The organism is Paracoccus sp. T5 (assembly GCF_048538155.2).
Lineage (GTDB): Bacteria > Pseudomonadota > Alphaproteobacteria > Rhodobacterales > Rhodobacteraceae > Paracoccus.
Genome location: NZ_CM135809.1, coordinates 2,765,074 through 2,784,574 on the forward strand (window position 1 = coordinate 2,765,074; position 19,501 = coordinate 2,784,574).

Below are 19,501 nucleotides of genomic sequence, written 5' to 3' on the forward strand. Positions count from 1 at the left end.
GCCATTTTTGCTGTATCCTGGCACATGCCTTGGGTTTTTGGAGACATCCAGCTCGACCCCGAGCGGTTCGAACTCACCCGCTCCGGCGAGCCGGTGCGGGTCGAGCCGCAGGTGCTGTCGCTTCTCATCCATCTGATCCGGCACCGCCACTGCATGGTGACCAAGGATGACCTGGCCGCCGCGGTCTGGCACGGCAGTGCGGTCTCGGATGCCAGCATTTCCAGCCGCATCAGGTCGGCGCGTCAGGCTGTGGGCGATGATGGCGTGGGCCAGCGCGTGATCCGCACCGTCCATGGCCGCGGTTTCCGCTTCGTTGCAGATGTGGAGTGCCGGGGGGCGCATTGTGCAGGTGCCGCGAAATCGGGACATTCCGCACATGAAGGGGGGCGCCCCTCGATCGCCGTGCTGCCCTTCACGCCCCTCAGGGTGCCGCAGGACCTTCATTTCCTTTGCGAGGCAATTCCCCACGAGATCATCGAGGCGCTGTCGCGTCTTCGCTGGCTGGCGGTTCTTGCGCGCGGCTCCACCTTCCGCTTCCATGGTCCCCAGGCGGATCTGGACGGGGTGGCTGCCGCACTCTCTGCGCGTTATGTGCTGTCGGGGTTCATCGAGAGCCAGCACCACAGCATCGCTGTCATGCTGGAGCTCACTGATACGACCTCAGGTCAGCTGCAATGGGCGGATCGGCTGGTCGCGCCGATCCACGAGATCGACGATCTGAGGGCCCGGATCGTGGTCGATCTTGTCTCGGCACTGGAAATCCACATCCCGTACAACGAGGCGAACATCGCCGCCCAGAACGGCCCGGAGGGACTGGATGCCTGGGCCAATTACCATCTGGGTCTTCGACATCTCTATCGATTCACCTCTGCCGACACCCTGCTTGCGCAGTCGTTCTTCGAACATGCCGTGATGGCCGACCCCTCTTTTGCGCGCGCGCATGCGGGCCTGTCCTTCACCAGTTTCCTTGATGCGTTCCTGCGCCTGAGCCCCGACCCTGCGGCTGCGACGCGCGCCGCCCGTCGGCACGCCGAGCACAGCCTGGAGCTTGATGCCCTCGATCCCTTCGCGCACTTCACCATGGGACGGTCCTATTGGTTGACCGATGAGCCCAAGGTTGCCGCAGGATGGCTGGCGCGGGCCACTGACCTGAACCCGAACTACGCGCAGGGCTTCTATGCCTCTGCCTTTACCGCGATGCTGCTCGGAGACGCGACCACGACATTGGCGGGTGTGGAGACTTCGCTGCATCTCAGCCCTCTCGACCCATTGCTCTACGGCGTCCACGGTGTCCGCGCGCAGATGCTGATTCAGCAGGAGGACTATCAGGCCGCCGCTGACTGGGCCGACAAGGCTGCCACGGCGCCCGGCGCCCACCACCTGATCGCCATGATCGCGCTGGTCGCGAACGGGCTTGCGGGCAGGGCCGCCCAGGCCGATCGGTGGCGGCGCCAGGCTGTTCAGCTTCGACCCGACGCAAGCGCCCGGGACTACCTGACCGCCTTCCCCACGCATGATGCTGCATCACGGGTGAAGATTGCGGCGGAACTGCATCGCCAAGGCTTCTGACAAGGGAGGTGGGCGGAAGGGTGGATGATGGGGAAGATGTGCAGCCGCGGGGTTTGCCCCGGTTCCACAAGCGGGAGTCGATCATAGCTGCTGCGGGGAGCATTTGGCGGCGGCTTCAGGAACTATCGCGTTCAGGCTGATATAGCCGCAGTGCGTTCGGCATTAGCCCCTCACGCAAGAGGCCTGTTTCGCGGTCTGACATGCCCCGCGGAGTGCTTCTGGCGACTCCGAAACGATGCGAGATTTGTCGTCCGGCAGTTCCTCTCACGACACCTTCTGCTGCAGCGACCCGTCCCACAGTGCTGTCGTTGAAGATCGGACCGGCAAACGGAGCTGGACAACGCGTGGAAAGGCCGCAGGCTGTCACCTTTTTTGCCGGTCTCCCATGTTCGACGTTTCATACGACCCATACGAGGGTAGCCGCCTTGGGTCATGGGTTTCTCGTGTCTCGCCGGCAGCGGGGCTTAGCCCGTTTGGAGTATTGTATGGTGCCCCCCGCGGATGTATCTTTCTTGCGTCGCCGTTCATGCGTCCCATCCGAGTCGTCTGGAAGTCCTGTTTTTCGATCTTGGTTCGCTGGCCGCAAGGGCTTCGGCAGTTCTCGTTAACTGCCAGAGGGGTTCTTCGATGATGAAACTCTTCCAGTAGTAGATTCCGGCGCATCGTCATGTGTGGGAAGACGCATTGCATGACGCTGGCATCGCCAAGATCCGGCACTGCACGTCAGGAACATCGGTTGCGCAGTGTCAGTCACGATGCCGCGGCAGATCTTTCGCTTGCTGTCCCATCTAGGTTTCCACACCGATAGTGGCTGCGCTGCCAGATCGGCTGCAACATTGCGGCGTGGATAGGCCCGCAGCCGATCGGCCTGATGCAGAAGCGCCCCGCGGAGCGCATGCGAAGCTCTGTTGAGCACGCTCCTTTGCGCTCCTTCTGCAGACAGGTCCGTCACCGGTGCCAATCGCTGGTCATCGTGCCTGAGCACGTTTTCCGCGGCCGGCAATCGCACCTCGATCGTCACATCCTAATGGCGCAGAGCGCCACCGCAGGAGCTTGTCATGTTAAAACTCATCCCTTCCTTCGCCGCAGCGTCCTTCGTTGCTGTTGCTGCTCAGGCGACCCCGCTGAGCGAGCCTCACGAGCGTCCCGACAGTCAATGGGGTGCGTCAGAGGCCACTCTTTCCCAAGTTGAAGCCGGCAGATTGCTGAATTCACATGATCTTGCCGAGAGCCGGCTGAGCCCTCATGATCTGGTGTCCGTCACCACCTTTCCGTCTTCAGGATCGGCCGACCGCTCAAGCCGCGAAGACTACTGACTGCAGGCAGCAAAGAACGCCTCCGCCCTGAGTAGGTCCGCCTCGCGGAGCGGAGCCATCATGTCGATCAGCTTGTCCTGTTGAATGATCCGGGCCCTTGGTTTTCTGGTCTACAGGGCCTGCATCCCCCAGTTTTCATTCGCGCTTCAAGATCGCACAGCTTGCAATTTCCCACAAATCTGCGGCTGGCCAGCATGCGTCGGATGCAATGCCCGCAGGCGCCCTGAAAAGCCGATATTGGGCTTCAAAAGCTTCACGTCAGCCAAGTCCCCCATCGCAGGCATTGCGCTGGTGACACGATCCGCAAGTGCCAGTTCCCGCCAGAGCTATGCTCGTTTCAGCATTTCCGTAAGCTGCCGCGAAAAGCCGGGAAAACACTGACCCCCTGTGGCACGTTGAGCCGATTGCCACAAAGTTTGCATGCAGCAACCGGCTCCAGAACCTCCGGCGGTCTGGCCGAACCGATGGCGCTCTTTGAGCCGTTGGTGACAAAGGTCTGCTGGACCAGAGGCCTTCAAGTTCGCGTCCCCGGGGTTTTTCCTGTTCCAGCGCCAGCAGTGGCTTTTTTTGAGCAAGCGTCGTCCTTCAGACCGGCAAAGCCCTTCAGGCCAATCAAGGCACCTGCCCGGAACTCAAGCAAGCACAGATGATCATGTGGGCCTTGGCTCGATCTCGTAGTGGATAGGCTTGAAGCTTCCTCCATTGGAGGCATAGGCCGAACAGGCGGTCAGCCCGATGACCAGATCCGTTTCTGCGCGAAGCCGGATGAAGTCTCCGGGACGGCTTGTCGGGGGCTCCACGCGCAGGGTGCCGTCAGAGGCGACAGGTACGTTCATGAAAACGTTGAACGCGCAGGGGATCATGTCAGGCTCGATGCCAAAGGGCGAGAGCGCCTCGGCCAAGTTGCCAAAGCAGCCCCGGTGGACCGGCTGGTCCGGATAGAAGTGGCGAAAGGTCGCCTCGCTGCAGGGGGTCAGCAGGAAGTCATGCCGACCCACGCTGTCCTCCACGATCGACAGCATCGGTTGCGAGCGGTTCGACCAGAGCCGGTTCCCCGTCGTCAGCGCGATCGTCTCCTCGTAATCGAAGGTCCGGCCGTTCGAGATCACTTCGCGCACATCGGCCGCGCCAAAGGCCAGCAGATCGGACACCTGCGTTCCCTGCGGGTCGATCACCTTCAGGATTTCCCCTTCGCTCAACCGAAATGCGACACCAGAGCGCGGCGGGATTTCCAGCACGTTCATCTCAGGCCCTTGGGTCGCGGAAGGGGCAGCACCAGTCGTCGCCTACGGCACGTCCGCTGTACTGCCGGGCCTCGCTTTCCTCGCCGAACCGGGCGAGCATCGGGTTCACGCTTCCGGCCAAGGCTTCGTCGCGGCTCAGGATGCGCTCGCGCATGCGTTCGTAGCGGCCCTCCTCGCGGAGGCGCTCGAACTGGTCGTGAAGGTTGAAGACCAGCGTCGGGCGGGGCATGCGCCTGGCGGGCCGTGACGCCTGCGGATGCAGCCCGACAACAAAGAACGCCTCGCCGCCAAAGCTCAGGGAAAAATGCGGATCTTCGGGATCCCCGCTGACGCTGTCATTGTAGGGCTGCCGGCGCCGGTCGTCGATGCAGGCCAGTGCCTGAAGCCGCTTCCACATCGCCGCTTCGAACTGTTCCTCGTCAAGATCGGCAGGTTCGGCAAAGACGACCGCGAGGCTGCGCAGGCCCGAGGGGTCCTGACGGTAATCCGCAACCCATGACAACAGTTCCGAATGGATCCGGGCGTCCTCCCCAGCAAGGTCAAGCGACTGGCAGACCACTGTCTTGAGGGTACCCCGCGCCATTGCGGATTTCGCGCCGAGGCAAGGGAATGCCGGGTCTGCGATGGCCGAGGTCAGTTCTTCGCTTGCCTGGCGAGTGATGTCTTCGTCAACGAGCATAGGAATTCACCGATTGTGATCTGTAGCAGAACCGGAGAATGACAAAGGTAGTTCCCCGCTTCAGCCGAGACGTAGGTGAAACCTCGGCAGACGGGGTGACCAATCGTGCCGGCCCGGCGCAGGCAAATCAGACATCATCCATTAGACGACGGGGCCCCAGCAGGGGCTTCGCGCTATCGAAGAAGCCCAGGATTTCAAAGCGTCCATGCGGGTTGATCTGCTGGCGCTGCCAGCAGGATGGTCCGCAGATCGTCAGGCGTTAAGGTCTCCTGCAGCGTCTGCCGCGTCAGCGAAATGCGGCTCTGGATTGTGCTGATGTTGACGCCGGGATTTCAGCAATGTTGATGAAGCACTCGCCAGTCGCTGTCACCAGCACTTCCCACCAATGCATTGGAAGCTGATCAAGGGCGCGTTGTATCTCCTGCGTCTGGGAATACTCTGCGCTTATTCAGCGCCCTGACATGATCGACGGATTCACCGGCACAACCGTCTTGCCGAAACGAAAGGTCCGGAAAAATTGGCGCCTGCTGAAATGGCTGTGGAAGCTACGGGAGAAAACCATGAGCTTGGCCCTTTTTGCCCATTCATCGCCGGTAAATTTGCCAAGTCGGACCTTCAGGCGCTGGCTTGCCACGACATTTGAACCCGGCGAGGCGGCAGGTTAGGGAGGCGCGTGCGGCCTTGGCACGGCAGCCCTGATCATTCCGATCCCTTGGCAGGGAGCAGCATGATATGCCTCAATATCCACAGCCCTTCGCCACCCCCCGACCAACAGGGCCCGGCCAAGCGCGTTGTGACCCGTCTTCCTGTGGCTTATGCTGGCGCAACACTCGCAGGAACGGACCGGGATGACGTGCGGCCCTTGCAGGATGATGATGCGCAGGCTTTTTTCCCAATTCTGTCTTGTCATGCTGCTCTGGGCGGCAGCTGTAGCGCAAGCCGTGGCCCAGCAAGAGGACACGCCCGAGCCCTTCGTGTTCCAGGTGGAGGATCTGAGCTTCGGCCTGCCCAAGGCCGATGAGCCGCTCGAACTGAACACGCCCCGGGCCGCCTTGGAGGCTTTCCTTGATGCCGTCGAGGCCGGCGACGGGCCGCGCGCGGCTCAGGCCCTCAATCTCAGCAGTATCCCCGAAGAGGAACGCGAGAGCCGGGCGCCCACGCTTGCGCTGATGCTGGCCTTCCTCTTGTTGAACCACCAGCTGATAGACTGGGCGCAGATCCCGGACCAGCCTGATGCGCGGGTCGTTCCGGAGACCGACGCTGCGGAAACGCCCTATCGCAGAAGGTCGATCGAACTTGGGCAGCTGGAACTTGACGGACGCCCGGTTCCGATCAGCATACAGCGTTTCCGGGCTGAGGACACCGAGCCCGTCTGGCTGTTCTCGCCCTTCACCGTGGAACGGACCTCGCGTCTCTATGCCGCCAGCCGGCCCGGGATGCTCAGCGGATGGGTGCCTCTCGAGGAGCGCCTGGCGACCCTCGGCCGTCCCTCGCTCCGGGAGTGGCTCATCGTCGGAGGTCTTCTGACGATCTGCGGGCTCCTCTGGCTTCTGGTTTACAGGGGCGTCAGGCTGCTGTCACGGCAGGTCGCCCTGTACTGGGCGGGGTGGCTCAGGCGCCTGGCCTTTCCACTGGCCACGGTTCTTGCGGCCCTGACCTATCGCCTCGTCATCGACCGCCTCATCACCTTGACCGGTCCGGTCGCCTCCAATCTGGGCCTGGCGTCAGAGGTCGTCGGGCTGCTGGCCGGAGCATGGCTGCTGGTCAGGATGGTGTCCGGAGCGACCCTGGTGTTGAGCGAACGGTACGTGGTGCCGCTCTCGAGCGATGATCCCGACAACCGTCGGATCAAGACCAATGTCTACGTTGTCCGGCGACTGACGGTGGTCCTGATTGCCGTGGTCAGCATCGGTTATGTCCTGCTCCGGCTAGGCCTCTTCGAGACGTTCGGCATCTCCGTGCTGGCATCGGCAGGTGCCATCGGCGTGGTTGTGGCCATCGCAGCCCAACCATTGCTCGGGAACATGGTGGCCGGCCTCCAGATCGCCCTTTCGGACCCCGTCCGCATCGGGGACGTGGTGGTCTTTGATGGCCGGTGGGCCACGGTCGAGGACATCGCGTTCGCGCACACCGTCCTGAGGACGGACACCGACACCCGGCTGATCGTGCCGCATGCCGAGTTCCTGTCCCGCGCAGTCGAGAACTGGTCGAAGGAGGGCGAAGCTGTCCGCAGGATCGTGAAGCTGCCGGTGGATTACCGTATTGATGTCGATCTTGTCAGGCAGTGGGTCGGGGAGATTCTTGACGGGGATCCCCGCCTGACCGAAGCTCCCACCGTCGAGATGGTCGAGGTGGATTGTGAGGTGGCCGTCCTGTGGGTCTGGATCGGGGCGACGACCCCGTTGACGTCCTGGACGCTGCACAACGAGGTGCGCGAGAAACTGGTGTCCTTCGTATCAGAGCACGAGGGTGGAAAGTTCCTGCCCAGAAAGCGGTATGTCTCGCAACGTGAAAGCGTCTGAAGCTGTCGGACGGCGGGCAAGCCGCCTGCGCCCAAACATGCCATGGGAGGACGTGCTGCACATCGTGAACGCGCCGCTGCCCCTTGCGCGGCACTGGACCCAGCCACGGCTGCTGCGCGGGCCATTTGCGTATCGGGCGTCCGAGGGACGATATATTCATAGATCAGCGAGCCACATCTTATGGTGCCAGCTCGCACCGATCGCGATGAACGAGGCGTCGAGCGCCACATCCTTGCCTTCGACCATTTTTTGCGACGGTGCAGCGGCTTAGCGTCGTCTTGAACAGTGTCAGGAAGATGCCCGCCACGCTGAAGCGTCCGTGCCGGTTTTTGCTAAAAGGCAAGCGGTGCGGGATGGACGACCTTGGCGCGAGCCGGAAAAACCGCAGTATGTGAGATTGTACCAGACTTCCTCGTACAGGCGGCGTTAGGATCTAATTCCGTAGATGCGACTGACAAGAACCATGTGGATGAGCAGTTCCGGACCGACAGAAGGACGTCCCCGTGCACTGTAATGCTCGGCCAGCGCTGCGCGCAGTTCGTCGAGATCAAGCATGCGATCGACCCGGTGTAGGAGATGATCCGGCGTAGAGACTGTTTTCAGCATGCGCAATTCTGGGCCGGTCCGTCCGCTCTTGGCCACTCCCATCATGGCAACTTCCATCGCTGCATGGTGCCGCTTACGACGTCTTTAAATCCCCACTGCGATTCTTAAGCGACAGCGGACAAGGGCCGTCCCGATCGTCCTGCCCCTGAAGAACAGGCAGCAGTGGTAAGGACCTGTGGAAATAATACAGGAAGGCGATGTCCATTGCTCAGGGGTGTCGCATCAGGAGGGCACAGAGTATCGGCTGGCCCAAGCCATAAAATTCGATGGGAAGCGACCTTTCGACCGCCTCATGCGTATCCGGGCTAGATCAGATTGACGGAGGTGCTGCCCGAGAGGCGGAAGGCGCAAGTCCGAGCTGCTAATTTAAAAGCCAAAGTCCCACAGGCCTGATTGCGGCTGACCAAAAGGCCGGACATGCCACAGCACGCCACGAAGCCATTACGTGACAAAAGAAGCAACTTTGTTTTGCGTTCACAATGTGTGTAGATTCGCCGACGAGTTTGCCGCGGCCGTGCTGGAAGTGCAGGCTCACGCCGCATCTTTCACCACACATTTTTACCTCGTTCGTCATGCAATATTGCCGCGTTTGGCCACTCATACGGGCCAGTTGGAGTAGATTGATTGGCGCGTGACGCGATTAGCGAGCCTAGTCATATGCCGGCCCATGCGTGGGATTCACGACGAAGACGAATGACTAACCGGTGCAAAGCACCGTGCTATGCTCATCCCATAGACAACCGCTTTAAGCGAAAAACACATGCCAAAGACCCTTTGCCCCGCTAACGACACTGCACCCAACGCCAACAGCCTGATCGAGAGGATCACAAAGATCCAGGACCGGGCAAAGAGCGAAGGCTTCATCTCAGATGGCAAGGACAGCAAATTAATGATGGATGCCGAATGGGGAGAGCCCCACCTAGAGGCGGACGCTCAGCTTTCGACTTCGCTTTGAGAAAGAAAAGTACAGACGGCTAATGCGGCTGACCTTCCTCCTTGGTCGCCCCTTGCTCATCGCGAGAGTCTGCCGGTTTGGGGGCTGCTCTCCACCTTCGGACAGCCGGATTCTGAAGTTTCCCGGCTTGTGCTCTGCTCGCGCAATGTTGGACGATTATCGGTCAGGTTTCCGGCCGCTTTGCCACTCCGGCTTCCCCTTCCCTTTTTAGCCAGGCTCAGTTGCGCTTTATCTCTGTCGCATTCGAAAGGTGTAAATATGGTCTTGCCCCCGTTTCACCGGACACTCAGGCGGTTGCGGTTTGAGCGGCGATGGATTCGCGGGGCGAGCGCATCTTCAGCCCTGAGTGTGGGTGGTTGTCGTTGTAATCTTCGACCCAGCTTCCAATCAATCCCAGAGCGGTCTCTGCGTCGGGCAACGGCGTTACCTGGACGTAGTCGCGCTTGAGCGTCTTCACAAAAGCCTCTGACATGCCGTTGCTCTGCGGGCTGCGGATTGGCGTGAAGCAGGGCTTCAGGCCGAGCTGACGGGCGAAGATCTGGGTGTCCTTGGCGATGTATGGCGACCCATTGTCGGTCAGCATTTCGATCGCCGCCGGTGCTCGCAGGGCGCCAAATCGACGTTCCACGGCTTCGAGCATGATGTCGCGAATGTCTGACCCGCTGATACCGGCATTGACCACAGCCTTCCAGGCGATGATCTCCCGGTCATGAGCGTCGATGATGAAGGCGCCGCGAATGATGTCGCCGTTCCGAGCGGGGTGAACTCGAAGCCGTCGCTGCACCAGCGGAGGTTCGAGCACATAACGATGACCTTGCCGTCATGGATGTGCTCCGGCCGCTCGGAATACTTGCGGGCCAAAAGCAGATTGTGCGCCCTCATGATCCTGTAAGTGCGCTTGTGGTTTACCGGTGCCGAACCTTGCGAGCGCAGTTGGCGGTTCAGGATCGCCGTGATCCGCCGGTAGCCGCAGGTCGGTCGCGCCGCGACGAGCGCTGTAATGAGCGGCACAACCGCCGCGTCTTGCGCCTTGTGATAGCGTTGCCGCGGCTTCGTTTTGCCCTTCAGTCGGTCGACCAGGTTGGAGCGGGAAACCTCCAACGTCTCGGCCACCGCCATCACTGGAAATCTCCCTTCAGCGGCGACCGCACGAGCAAGGTCGGTTTTTTTACGCGCGACTTGTCCAAAGCCTCCCGCAAGATCTCGGCCTCCAGCGTCTTGCGGCCGAGTGCGCGTTCAAGTTCGCGAATGCGGTCTTCAAGCTGCCGCACAACCTTGTTGCTGGTGACAGCATCGTCCTCGGCCACGGCAACACTTCCCCCTTCGAGCATCAGACGCCGCCAACGATAGAGCAGGTTGGGCGCCACGCCATTGCGGCGCGCTACCACTGAGATGCTGGCGCGGTCGTCTAGCGTCTCCTCGACGATCCGGAGCTTCTCGGCAGCAGTCCAGCGGCGCCGGCGACCACCATCGGTGATGATTTCGATCTCTGACATAAGCACGTGCTTAGACATATGCCTAAGCCTCCATGGTTATGCCCAAGTGTCCGGTCGAAACAGGGGCCAGTTCAAAATAGGCACGAACCAACGATCCTTTCGTTTGCAACGGCTCCACGCCAGCACTGTCGAGCTGCTTTGCCAGATGCATGGGACGGATACCCATTCTTACTGCCATCTGGCCCAAGGTCTCGTACTCAGCCTCAAATCGCTCGACGCTTTGGATGGTGATGAAGGCCCGTTGATGATTCGTGTCGGGATTCTTGCGGCGAACTTGATCCAGATAGCCGCAATCCCTCAATGCACGAATTCCCATAGCTCCGATCTGAAGATGCTCGGCGGCTTCTGCAATTGACATATCCGCGTCTTGCCTTCGCCTCTTTCTGACAGGCAGCTCACCATTATCGATCAAAATCGACCTGATCCCCGCCGCCTCTGGATTGCGGCCTACGTGTTTGATTTCCCCACCCTGCACTGCCTTCAATACCCTCGCCATGGAGATGCAGCGGCTTTGGCAAACTCTGCGATAGGCAAAAGCACTTTGCTGGGCCGATCAGTGGGCAAAGCGTCTATCAAGGTAAGCACAGCGGCTATGGACGCCTTGGTCACGTATCGCAGCGCAGACTGCAGACGGACAGCTTCAAGCACACCCGCCCCAATCAGACTTTTCATCTGCGCAGGATGCACGTCTAAAGCGTCAGCAGCGTCCTTGAGATTGCTGAGACTGGCCCAGAGGTCCTCTGCTAAGCTGATGTCATCCACTTTGACGTCGGTGATCACAGGTACGCTGCTTTGCCGCTTACCGTGCACATGGCCCAGGGCCATTTTCATCCGCGCGCGCGCTATGCCGGAAACCTGTCGAGCTTTCGCAAAAGTCATGCGAGAACCGGTACACACCTTCTTACCCAAAACTCGCATATTAGGACGCAGGGGGTAGCTATCAATGATGAAGTTACGAACAGCGTCACGGACCTCTGTAAGTTTGGGTTCCTCCCCTTCCTCTTTCAGCCAAGCGTAGAAGTCGCCTATGTCAGTCGAGAAGTATGGGCGCTCCGTTTTGAATGCGCTCTTGAGTTCTGAGAGTGCGTTCAGAAGTTGGGCAGGTCCCCCCTGCAGGGCGCTATAGCCTCGATCCAAAGCTGCCCTGCCCCGCGCCATATCGAGCGAGGCACTGTTTTCAGTTGAGCCGAACAGCAGGGCCGATCCGAGGGTCAGGCACCCCCGATGCAGGTGTTGCAGTTCCCAGTTCGACAACCAATTCGCTGCCGCTTGCCCCTGAATGCGGCTACGGACGTAAACCTCAAACTCCGTAGAAGCGGCGAGCTCAATTGCATCTGCGGCGTCCTGTATGGCGCTGTTATGGCGGTCAATCTGGGCCAGCAGATCATAGGTATCGTGGGCATGCCCCGCGTTTGGAAGCTTCAGCAAAGCTGAGCCGTGGTTGGCACAAACACGAATACTCAGCACCAGCCATTCGACCCGCTGGAATGGTCCATAATGCGGACCAGCTGCATGGCTTTCTAGCACACAGCGCGGGCAGACCCGAGTCGCAGCCCGGCGAAACACGCCCGTACTCGCAATTTCGTGGCCGACCCGATAGCGGCAGGGGCTGACTAAAGGACCACTCCATCGAATGAGCTGGGGCAAGCTGACATTCGCGAGCATTGCCAACCGAGATAGCTGCTCTGGGTGCGCCGAGCATATATGGGGCCATTGAAGCCCCATATCAGAGCAGAAATCACGGGGGGACGTTCCATGCAGGCGCGACAATCGTGACACCAGGGATGTGGGCATCTCTCCATCGATCAAGGGAAGACAGAGACCAAGACCGGTCATTCGGGATCATCCAGAATGGTGCGAACGTTTATAGCCGTGAAGTCAGTCGCAAGGAACGGGTTCAGCAAGGGAACCGCACCTGTACGCTTCTTGTAGGCATGCGCAAAATCTTCAACGGCAAGGGTTGATCCTCGTCCCCTTGCCCGCAATGCGCAGCATGCTGCCTGCACGATAATCTCCGCGACTAGGTCATGTTGACAAATAGCGGAGCCCCTTTCTGACACAGGCGATGTCAATGAAGCCAAGAAAGCTGCTTGCGGTTTTGTCGTAACGTGTCGCGAGCCTGCGGGTGTTCTTCAGCTTGTTGAAGCAGCGTTCGACCATGTTGCGCAGGGTGTAGAGGGTCATCTCCACGGTCTTTCGGACCTTGCGGTTCTTGCGCATCGGGATCATCGAGACGGCGTCGCGTTTCTCAACATCTTCTCGGATTTTGTCAGAGTCGTAGCCTCTGTCAGCCACCAAAACAGCAGGCGACGGCAGGTTGTCGGCCATCACCAGATCATAGCCGGCATAGTCTGAATCCTGACCCGGCGTGATCTCGGTCCTCATAGGGAGGCCAGCGCTGTTGACGCGGAGGTGGATCTTGGTCGAAAAACCACCTCTTGAACGGCCAAGAGCCTCTTTCGAAGCCCCCCTTTTGCGCCGGCCGCATGATGGCGGGCCCTGATGACTGTGCTGTCGATCATCTGGAGCTTGTCCGGGACGAACCCGGCATGGTTCAGCGCGTCCAGGACATCTTCCCACAGCCCGGCCAGCGTCCAGCGTCGGAACTGGCGATAGACCGAGAACCACTTGCCGAACTCCTCGGGCAGATCCCGCCAAGGCGCACCAGTTCGTGCGATTCAGAAAACACCTTCCAAAACAAGACGATTATCGACAGGCTTTCGTCCGTTCGCATGCCGGACACCCCGGATGAAGCCCTCAAAGAATGCCCACTCGTCATCCGACATCAGGTTGCGAGCCGAGTTCACCTCCAACGCAGAGGTGAGCTTGAATCATAGCTGTCAGCGAACCGGAATCCCTTTTGTCAACGCGGCCTAAGCTGCAGGTGCAGCGAACGGCAGGAAAGTCCCGCAATAGCAGACACACCGCAGCGACGAGTGAGCGGCAGCTATGCGGGACGGAGCAGACCTTGACGAGGCAGATCCATCTCTTCTAGAGAAATGCCATGCTTACGATGACGATCGCCCTTTCAACGCTCTATTACCCGCTGCCTTAGGTAGCGGAGCGTTTACGTATCACCGCTGCAACATGTCAGCGGTTCCCCATGATAGTTGTGTAGCCTCTGACTCCAACCTTGGATCAGGTTCATGCATCTTGCTTCTTCCAGCTTCACAATTGTCGGCTTTGGTGCCTTTGGGAAATTGCTCGCCCAATTGCTGGCACCAATGGGCTCCATCTTCATCTACGACCGGAGACCGGACGTCATCGCGGAGGTCGAAGGAACTGACTTCCAACTGGTCAGCCATCCGAGGGAGATTTGCAGCGGTATCGTGATCATGGCCGTGCCACTGCAAGGGCTGAAGGACTGCCTTGTGGAGATCGGGCCGCATCTCGGTGCAGGTCAGGTGGTCATAGACGTTTGCTCCGTGAAAGAAGAGCCCGCTCGCTTGATGCAGGAATTGCTGCCACCGGATGTCGAAATCATCGCCTGTCATCCAATGTTTGGTCCAGCAAGCGCAGCGAACGGAATTGAGGGGCTACAGGTTGTTCTTTGTCCACTTAGAGGGATGACGTGGCGCAAGATCGCCAAGGGCCTCCGGAAGCTTCAGCTGACTGTATCGGTCATGAACGCCGAGGAGCATGACCGCCAAGCCGCCCTGTCCCAAGGGCTCATGCACCTCATTGCGCGGGCCGTCTTGTCCCTTAAGGGACCGCCGCTCATTCGAACGCGAAGCCATGACTTGCTCTGTGAAGCCATAGAGATGGTCGCACACGACTCCCCAGAATTGTTCGAAACCATCACGAGACGCAACCCCTACATGGAGGAAGTGCGTTCGAAGCTAATACGCGGCTTAGGGGGAGTGGCCAGCTGAGCGTTTGCCTGAAATAACCTTCATCACGACGGTCAGCTTTGGGCTCTTCGCCTCAATGCTGCCGGGCAGTCGAGAGGCTGCTTTTTCAGAGATATGGTGATCGCGGGTGCCGCGATCGCTGATCCAGCGGACAGCCGGCCTCCGCTTCGCTCTGGCACCGCTGACGATTTTTCATTTCGTTTTTCCGCCTGCCATCCGGGCGGAGATGTGGGACCACCTAAAAGGCAAAACCGTGACGCGAAAGGCAGTTTTGCTTGGTGTTCACAATGTGGAAAATGGTGCACCCGGAGCGATTCGAACGCCCGACCCCCAGATTCGTAGTCTGGTGCTCTATCCAGCTGAGCTACGGGTGCAACATGAGGCGGGGATTAACGTTCGGGCTGGGGGGATGCAAGAGCGAAAACGACAAAAAGGTGAAACTCTTTTGCAGCCCTTAGCGCGCAGCCGCTTCATGGCGGACGGGAAGGCCGGCCATGCCGCGGGGGATCTGGATGCAGAACTGGCTGCCCTCGCCGTCGCTGCGCAGCAGGTCCAGGCGGCCGCCATGGCCGCGCACCAGGTCGGCGGCGATGGTCAAGCCCAGGCCGGTGCCGCCGCGCCGCGTGCTGCCGGTGAAGGGCTGGAACAGATATTCCCGCGCCTTGTCCGGCAGGCCCGGACCGGAATCGCAGACCTTGATCCACCAGTCGGAGTCTCCCTCGCCCGCGCCGATCTCGACCATGCCGGGCTGGCCGCTGCCTTCGATGGCCTGGCGGGCGTTGCGGGCCAGGTTGGCCAGCACGCGGTAAAGCTGGTCGCGATCCGCCCGGATCATCAGGCTGGCCGGGATGTCGGTCAGGAACTCGACCTGTCCCGCAGATTCGCCGGCCAGCATCTCGGCCTCGACCACCTCGGCGGCCAGTTGCGCCAGGTTGAAGCGCGACAGCGTCGGTGCCGGCTCCTCGGCCTTGCCGAAGGCCAAGGTGGTTTCGCACAGGTTCACCGCGCGGGTGATCGAATTCACCAGCTTGGGCGCCGCGCGGCGCACCTTGGGGTCGGCGCTGTCTTCCAGCCGGTCGGCAAAGATCTGGGCGGTGGTCAGGATGTTGCGCAGGTCATGGCTGATCTTCGCGACGGCCTGCCCCAGCTGCGCCATCCGTTCCTTTTGCTTCAGGGACGAGGTGACGGTCTGCTGCATGGATTGCAACGCGGTCTCGGCCTCGCGCAGTTCGGCCAGACGGGCGTCAGGGATGATGATGTGGCGCGCATCTTCGGGCGCGCTGGCATAGGCCGACATGTGGCTGATCACGCGGCGGATCGGCACCAGGATCAGACGCTGCGCCGCCAGGAACAGCAGCACCGCCGTCAGGATCGAAAAGGTCGCCGACACCGCCAGCAGCCGCAGGCCATAGTCGATCATCGCGGCCCGCAGGGGCGCGGTCTCCATCGTGATCTCGATCAGCTGACCGGCCTGGTTCACCGGAGAGCCGATCACCCGGATGACCCGGTTCTCCGAATCGGCGAGCACGCCCAGGGAATCGTCAATGGTCTGCAGCACGCCTTCGGACCGCAGGTCATGGGTGGCGGCGATGGGTCCCGGGATGGGAGAGGACAGGACCAGCTGGCGGATGTCGTTGCGCCGCAGGACGACGTTGAAGACGCCGGCGTTCTGCAGCAGCTCGGATTCCAGGTCCAGCGCCAGCGAATCGTCGGTCGCCAGCAGCGCCAGGCTGGCGATCTGTGCCCGCTCCAGCCGCGACTCGAGGAAATCCAGCCGAAAGCCTGCCAGTGACGGCAGCAGGATGAACAATTCGGCCAACAGGACGAACATCGTCGTCAAGGCAGCGAATCGGCCGGAGATCGTGTTCAGTCGCATCTTGTCCGGGTTATGGGGGCGCCGGCGCCGGTTGTCAGCCAAGCAAGGAACGGATTGGTCATCAAACGAATGTGATCTATGCACGGTTCCCCGTAACATGAGAACAGGGTTAACCGACGCTTTGCGGGGTTTGCATGGTTGACGCGGGCGGACAGGTCCACTATCCAGCGGGCTTCGAACAACCGGCGCCGTCGCGCAGGGCAGCTTTGTGCTACCTTGCCCCGGTCGGACGCCACCCGCAAGACATTGCCACTGGCAAGCTACGACCCGGAGACTGACCATGAAGCGCACCTTCCAACCTTCGAACCTCGTTCGTGCGCGCCGTCACGGCTTTCGCGCCCGCATGGCCACCAAGGGTGGCCGTCGCGTCCTGAACGCCCGCCGCGCCAAGGGCCGCAAGCGCCTGTCGGCCTGATCGCCTCGATCGAGCCGGCGGCCACGGCCGCCACATGAAGGCTTTCGACATGCCGCCTCTGCCCCGTCCTGCTGAAGATCAGCCCCAGGATGCCGGCTCGGCGGCATTTCGCATGCCCTCCGACACCCGGTTCCCCATGCCGCCGGTGCTGCGCCAGCGTGCCGATTTCCTGGCGGCGGCGCGGGCGCTGCGCCAGGGGATGCCGGGCTTTCTGCTGCAGGCCCGCCGGCGGGACGACGACGGCCCGGCACGGATCGGCTTCACCTGCTCGAAGAAGATCGGCAACGCGGTCGCGCGCAACCGGGCCAAGCGTCGCCTGCGCGAGGTGGCGCGGCTTGGCCTGCCGACCCTGGGCCGGGAAGGTTGGGACTATGTCCTGATCGGGCGCCCCGAGGCCACGATCGCCCGCGGCTTCGACGACCTGCGCGACGACTTTGCCCGCGCCATGACCAAGATCCATCAATGACCCCGCTGGCCCGCCTGGCCGCCCTGCCGGTGCGCGCCTATCGCCTGGTCGCCAGCCCTTGGGTCGGGCACGGCTGCCGCTTTCAGCCAACCTGCTCGGCCTTTGCGCTGGAGGCGCTGGAGCGTCACGGCGCGTGGCGCGGCGGCCTGATGACCCTGCGGCGGATCGGGCGCTGCCACCCCTGGGGCGGGCACGGCTATGACCCCGTGCCGGGCGCGGACCCGCAACATGACAAGGACGCCTGCGATGCTGGACGACGCTGACGACACCGAGATCCATCCGCTGTTCGCCGGCGCCCCGTCCGGAACGGAATTCCGCAAGCTGCGCAAGCGCCTGGTCCGCGACACCCGCGCCGCGATCGAGGATTACGGCATGATCCGCCCCGGCGACCGCTGGCTGGTCTGCCTGTCAGGGGGCAAGGACAGCTATGCGCTGCTGGCGGTCCTGCACGAGCTGCAATGGCGCGGCCTGCTGCCCGTGGATCTGCTGGCCTGCAACCTGGACCAGGGGCAGCCCAACTTTCCCGCGACCGTCCTGCCCGAATTCCTCAAGGCGCGCGGTGTGCCGCACCGGATCGAATATCAGGACACCTATTCCATCGTGAAGGAGAAGGTCCCGGCGGGGCGCACCTATTGTGCGCTGTGTTCGCGGCTGCGGCGCGGCAACCTTTATCGCATCGCGCGCGAGGAGGGCTGTTCGGCCGTGGTGCTGGGGCATCATCGTGACGACATGCTGGAAACCTTCTTTATGAACCTTTTTCACGGTGGCCGGCTGGCGACGATGCCGCCCAAGCTGCTGAACGAGGAGGGCGACCTGACGGTGCTGCGCCCGCTGGCCTATGTCTCGGAAGCCGACTGCGAGAAATTTTCCAGGGCAATGAACTATCCGATCATCCCCTGCGACCTCTGCGGCAGCCAGGAAGGCCTGCAACGCGTGCAGGTCAAGCGGATGCTGGACGAATGGGAGGCGCGCAGCCCCGGCCGCCGGCAGGTGATGTTCCGGGCGCTGATGAACGTCCGCCCTTCGCATCTCCTGGACCCGGCGCTGTTCGACTTCACCTCGCTTTTCCCGGCGGGCGATCCCCCAGGCGTGCAGCAGCCCCCGATCCTGCACGGGTCTGATTAACCGGACACAAAGCATTTTGGGCTAGACCGGTTTCCGGTGATTCCGTGAAAGGCCCGGCATGTCCATGAGTGTTAATCGTTTGCTTTCGCCGTTCCGCAAGTTGCTGGGCACTCCGCAGGAGAGCGGCGACCAGTCCCGCACCGTTCTCTTGCTTCGGCTGGAGAATACCGAGCTTTTGGGCCGCCAGCTGGACAAGACCGCCATGAGCCATCTTCTGGTTCAGCTGTCGATGACCCTCGGCCGGGCGGTCAGGCCCTATGATCCCGTCCAGGTGCTGGCGCCGGGCCTGTTCGCTCTGGTGCTGCGCAACCGCAACGACCGCGACGCGATGCAGGTGGCGCGCAGGCTGCACCAGCAGGGCCAGGCGCCCGTTGCGCTGGCGGGGCAGTCGGTGACCCCGATCCTGACCGGCGTGCTGATCCATGCCGAGGCGCCGGACCTGCCGACGGTCCCCTCCCAGATCGAGAACGGCCGCCAGCGCCTGCAGATGCTGGAGGAGCGGAAGCTGGGCCAGCTGAACCCCTACCCTCATGATCCCAGGCTGGGCGGCGCGGGCCTGGCCGCCACCGTCAGCGAGGCGATCGAGGCCGGCCAGATCCAGGCCTGGTTCCAGCCCCAGCTCTGCTGCCATACGGGCCGGATCACCGGCTTCGAGGCCTTGGCCCGTTGGGCGCATCCGCAACGCGGGCTGCTGTTGCCCGGGGCCTTCATGCCCCAGATGTCCGGGGCCGACCACATCAACCTGACCATGTGCATGCTGGCCCGATCCATGGCGGCGCTGAAGGAATGGGACCGGGCCGGCTATGACGTGCCCACCGTCTCGATCAATATCGCAAATTCGGAACTGTCGGACCGGGGCTTTGCCGATTGCCTGCTCTGGGAACTGGACCGCCACGACATTCCCCCGGCCCGCCTGGTGGTCGAGGTGCTGGAAAGCGTCGGTCCCGTGACCTGCAATGCCGAAACGCGGACCAACCTCGGCAAGCTGGCAAAGGCCGGCTGTCGGATCGACCTGGACGACTTCGGGACGGGCTATGCCAGCCTGGATGCGATCCGGCAGTTCGGCATCCACCGGATCAAGATCGACCGAAGCTTCGTGACCGCCTGCGACATCGACGAGGGCCAGCAGCGGATGATCCTAGCGATCATGGCCCTGGCCGAGCGTCTGGGCATCGCCGCGCTGGCCGAAGGCGTGGAGACGCGAGAGGAATATTCCTTCCTGGCGCAGATGGGCTGCGACGAAGTCCAGGGCTACGCCATTGCCAAGCCGATGCCCCTGCCCCGGACGCTGGAGTTCCTGGCGGCCAACGGCAAAAGCACCGCCAGCCTACCCGGAATCGCGCGGCTTGGCTGAGCTGCGCCCACTCCACCGTGCGCCTGC

16 protein-coding genes, 1 tRNA gene and 3 pseudogenes are annotated in these 19,501 nt (G+C 61.7%); 12 read left to right on the forward strand and 8 right to left on the reverse strand.

All coding sequences use genetic code 11. From position 1 onward, the window contains the following. Positions 1-24 precede the first annotated feature (24 nt). Positions 25-1,569 (forward strand): winged helix-turn-helix domain-containing protein, encoded by a 1,545-nt coding sequence (locus tag ACNR9W_RS13560; RefSeq protein WP_419271243.1) that lies wholly within the window; start codon positions 25-27, stop codon positions 1,567-1,569. A gap of 1,058 nt (positions 1,570-2,627) precedes the next feature. Continuing rightward, positions 2,628-2,885 carry a hypothetical protein gene (locus ACNR9W_RS13565; protein WP_419271244.1) on the forward strand — a complete coding sequence of 86 codons (258 nt, stop codon included), beginning with the start codon at positions 2,628-2,630 and terminating at the stop codon, positions 2,883-2,885. 650 nt (positions 2,886-3,535) lie between these two features. Here ACNR9W_RS13565 and ACNR9W_RS13570 read toward each other — a convergent pair. After that, positions 3,536-4,084, reverse strand: a complete 549-nt coding sequence (locus ACNR9W_RS13570; protein WP_458478503.1) for a DUF1989 domain-containing protein — start codon at positions 4,082-4,084, stop codon at positions 3,536-3,538. Between the two features lie 46 nt (positions 4,085-4,130). Then, positions 4,131-4,808, reverse strand: coding sequence for a guanitoxin biosynthesis heme-dependent pre-guanitoxin N-hydroxylase GntA (gntA, locus tag ACNR9W_RS13575; protein WP_419271246.1), 678 nt, complete (start codon positions 4,806-4,808; stop codon positions 4,131-4,133). Between the two features lie 461 nt (positions 4,809-5,269). Here gntA and ACNR9W_RS13580 point away from each other — a divergent pair, with 461 nt between their 5' ends. From ACNR9W_RS13580 to ACNR9W_RS13595, 4 genes and pseudogenes are all read left to right on the forward strand, one after another. Further along, the gene (locus ACNR9W_RS13580) at positions 5,270-5,473 is read left to right on the forward strand and encodes a hypothetical protein (RefSeq protein ID WP_419271247.1); all 204 of its coding nucleotides are present in this window, start codon (positions 5,270-5,272) and stop codon (positions 5,471-5,473) included. Between the two features lie 243 nt (positions 5,474-5,716). Then, positions 5,717-7,330 (forward strand): mechanosensitive ion channel family protein, encoded by a 1,614-nt coding sequence (locus ACNR9W_RS13585; RefSeq protein WP_419271248.1) that lies wholly within the window; start codon positions 5,717-5,719, stop codon positions 7,328-7,330. 22 nt (positions 7,331-7,352) lie between these two features. Continuing rightward, positions 7,353-7,463 (forward strand): annotated as a pseudogene (locus ACNR9W_RS13590) (recombinase family protein); the annotation flags it as partial. Between the two features lie 1,233 nt (positions 7,464-8,696). Further along, the gene (locus ACNR9W_RS13595; RefSeq protein WP_419271249.1) at positions 8,697-8,891 is read left to right on the forward strand and encodes a hypothetical protein; all 195 of its coding nucleotides are present in this window, start codon (positions 8,697-8,699) and stop codon (positions 8,889-8,891) included. Between the two features lie 286 nt (positions 8,892-9,177). On the opposite strand, the pseudogene ACNR9W_RS13600 reads toward ACNR9W_RS13595, so the two are convergent. From ACNR9W_RS13600 to ACNR9W_RS13615, 4 genes and pseudogenes are all read right to left on the reverse strand, one after another. Beyond that, positions 9,178-10,405 (reverse strand): annotated as a pseudogene (locus tag ACNR9W_RS13600) (IS3 family transposase). A gap of 4 nt (positions 10,406-10,409) precedes the next feature. Beyond that, complete coding sequence (locus ACNR9W_RS13605) at positions 10,410-10,883, reverse strand: hypothetical protein (protein WP_419271717.1); 474 nt, start codon at positions 10,881-10,883, stop codon at positions 10,410-10,412. Continuing rightward, a complete protein-coding gene (locus tag ACNR9W_RS13610; protein WP_419271718.1) occupies positions 10,868-12,223 on the reverse strand; it encodes a TniQ family protein in 1,356 nt (451 codons plus the stop codon). Before ACNR9W_RS13610 ends, ACNR9W_RS13605 begins: the two co-directional genes overlap by 16 nt. Positions 12,224-12,412: 189 nt before the next feature. Then, positions 12,413-13,194: pseudogene (locus ACNR9W_RS13615) on the reverse strand (IS5 family transposase). A gap of 339 nt (positions 13,195-13,533) precedes the next feature. Between ACNR9W_RS13615 and ACNR9W_RS13620 the strand changes: the two are divergent. Continuing rightward, complete coding sequence (locus ACNR9W_RS13620) at positions 13,534-14,259, forward strand: prephenate dehydrogenase/arogenate dehydrogenase family protein (RefSeq protein ID WP_419271375.1); 726 nt, start codon at positions 13,534-13,536, stop codon at positions 14,257-14,259. A gap of 276 nt (positions 14,260-14,535) precedes the next feature. Here the strand turns inward: ACNR9W_RS13620 and ACNR9W_RS13625 are convergent. Then, positions 14,536-14,612: transfer RNA gene (locus ACNR9W_RS13625), tRNA-Arg, on the reverse strand. An 80-nt stretch (positions 14,613-14,692) separates the two neighbouring features. Continuing rightward, positions 14,693-16,114: a sensor histidine kinase gene (locus ACNR9W_RS13630; protein ID WP_419271376.1), complete on the reverse strand. Its 1,422-nt coding sequence runs from the start codon at positions 16,112-16,114 to the stop codon at positions 14,693-14,695. A gap of 280 nt (positions 16,115-16,394) precedes the next feature. Here ACNR9W_RS13630 and rpmH point away from each other — a divergent pair, with 280 nt between their 5' ends. The 5 genes from rpmH to ACNR9W_RS13655 all read left to right on the forward strand — a co-directional run bounded on the left by rpmH (position 16,395) and on the right by ACNR9W_RS13655 (position 19,474). Then, positions 16,395-16,529, forward strand: coding sequence for a 50S ribosomal protein L34 (rpmH, locus tag ACNR9W_RS13635; RefSeq protein WP_028725980.1), 135 nt, complete (start codon positions 16,395-16,397; stop codon positions 16,527-16,529). Between the two features lie 112 nt (positions 16,530-16,641). Beyond that, positions 16,642-16,995, forward strand: coding sequence for a ribonuclease P protein component (rnpA, locus tag ACNR9W_RS13640; RefSeq protein WP_419271377.1), 354 nt, complete (start codon positions 16,642-16,644; stop codon positions 16,993-16,995). Further along, positions 16,992-17,258, forward strand: a complete 267-nt coding sequence (gene yidD, locus ACNR9W_RS13645; protein WP_419271378.1) for a membrane protein insertion efficiency factor YidD — start codon at positions 16,992-16,994, stop codon at positions 17,256-17,258. The genes rnpA and yidD overlap by 4 nt, the downstream gene beginning before the upstream one ends. Further along, entirely contained in the window at positions 17,242-18,120 is an 879-nt protein-coding gene (ttcA, locus tag ACNR9W_RS13650) for a tRNA 2-thiocytidine(32) synthetase TtcA (protein WP_419271379.1), read from the forward strand. Before yidD ends, ttcA begins: the two co-directional genes overlap by 17 nt. A gap of 100 nt (positions 18,121-18,220) precedes the next feature. Next, on the forward strand, positions 18,221-19,474 hold the full coding sequence (locus tag ACNR9W_RS13655) for an EAL domain-containing protein (protein WP_419271380.1): 1,254 nt from the start codon (positions 18,221-18,223) through the stop codon (positions 19,472-19,474). Positions 19,475-19,501 lie beyond the last annotated feature (27 nt).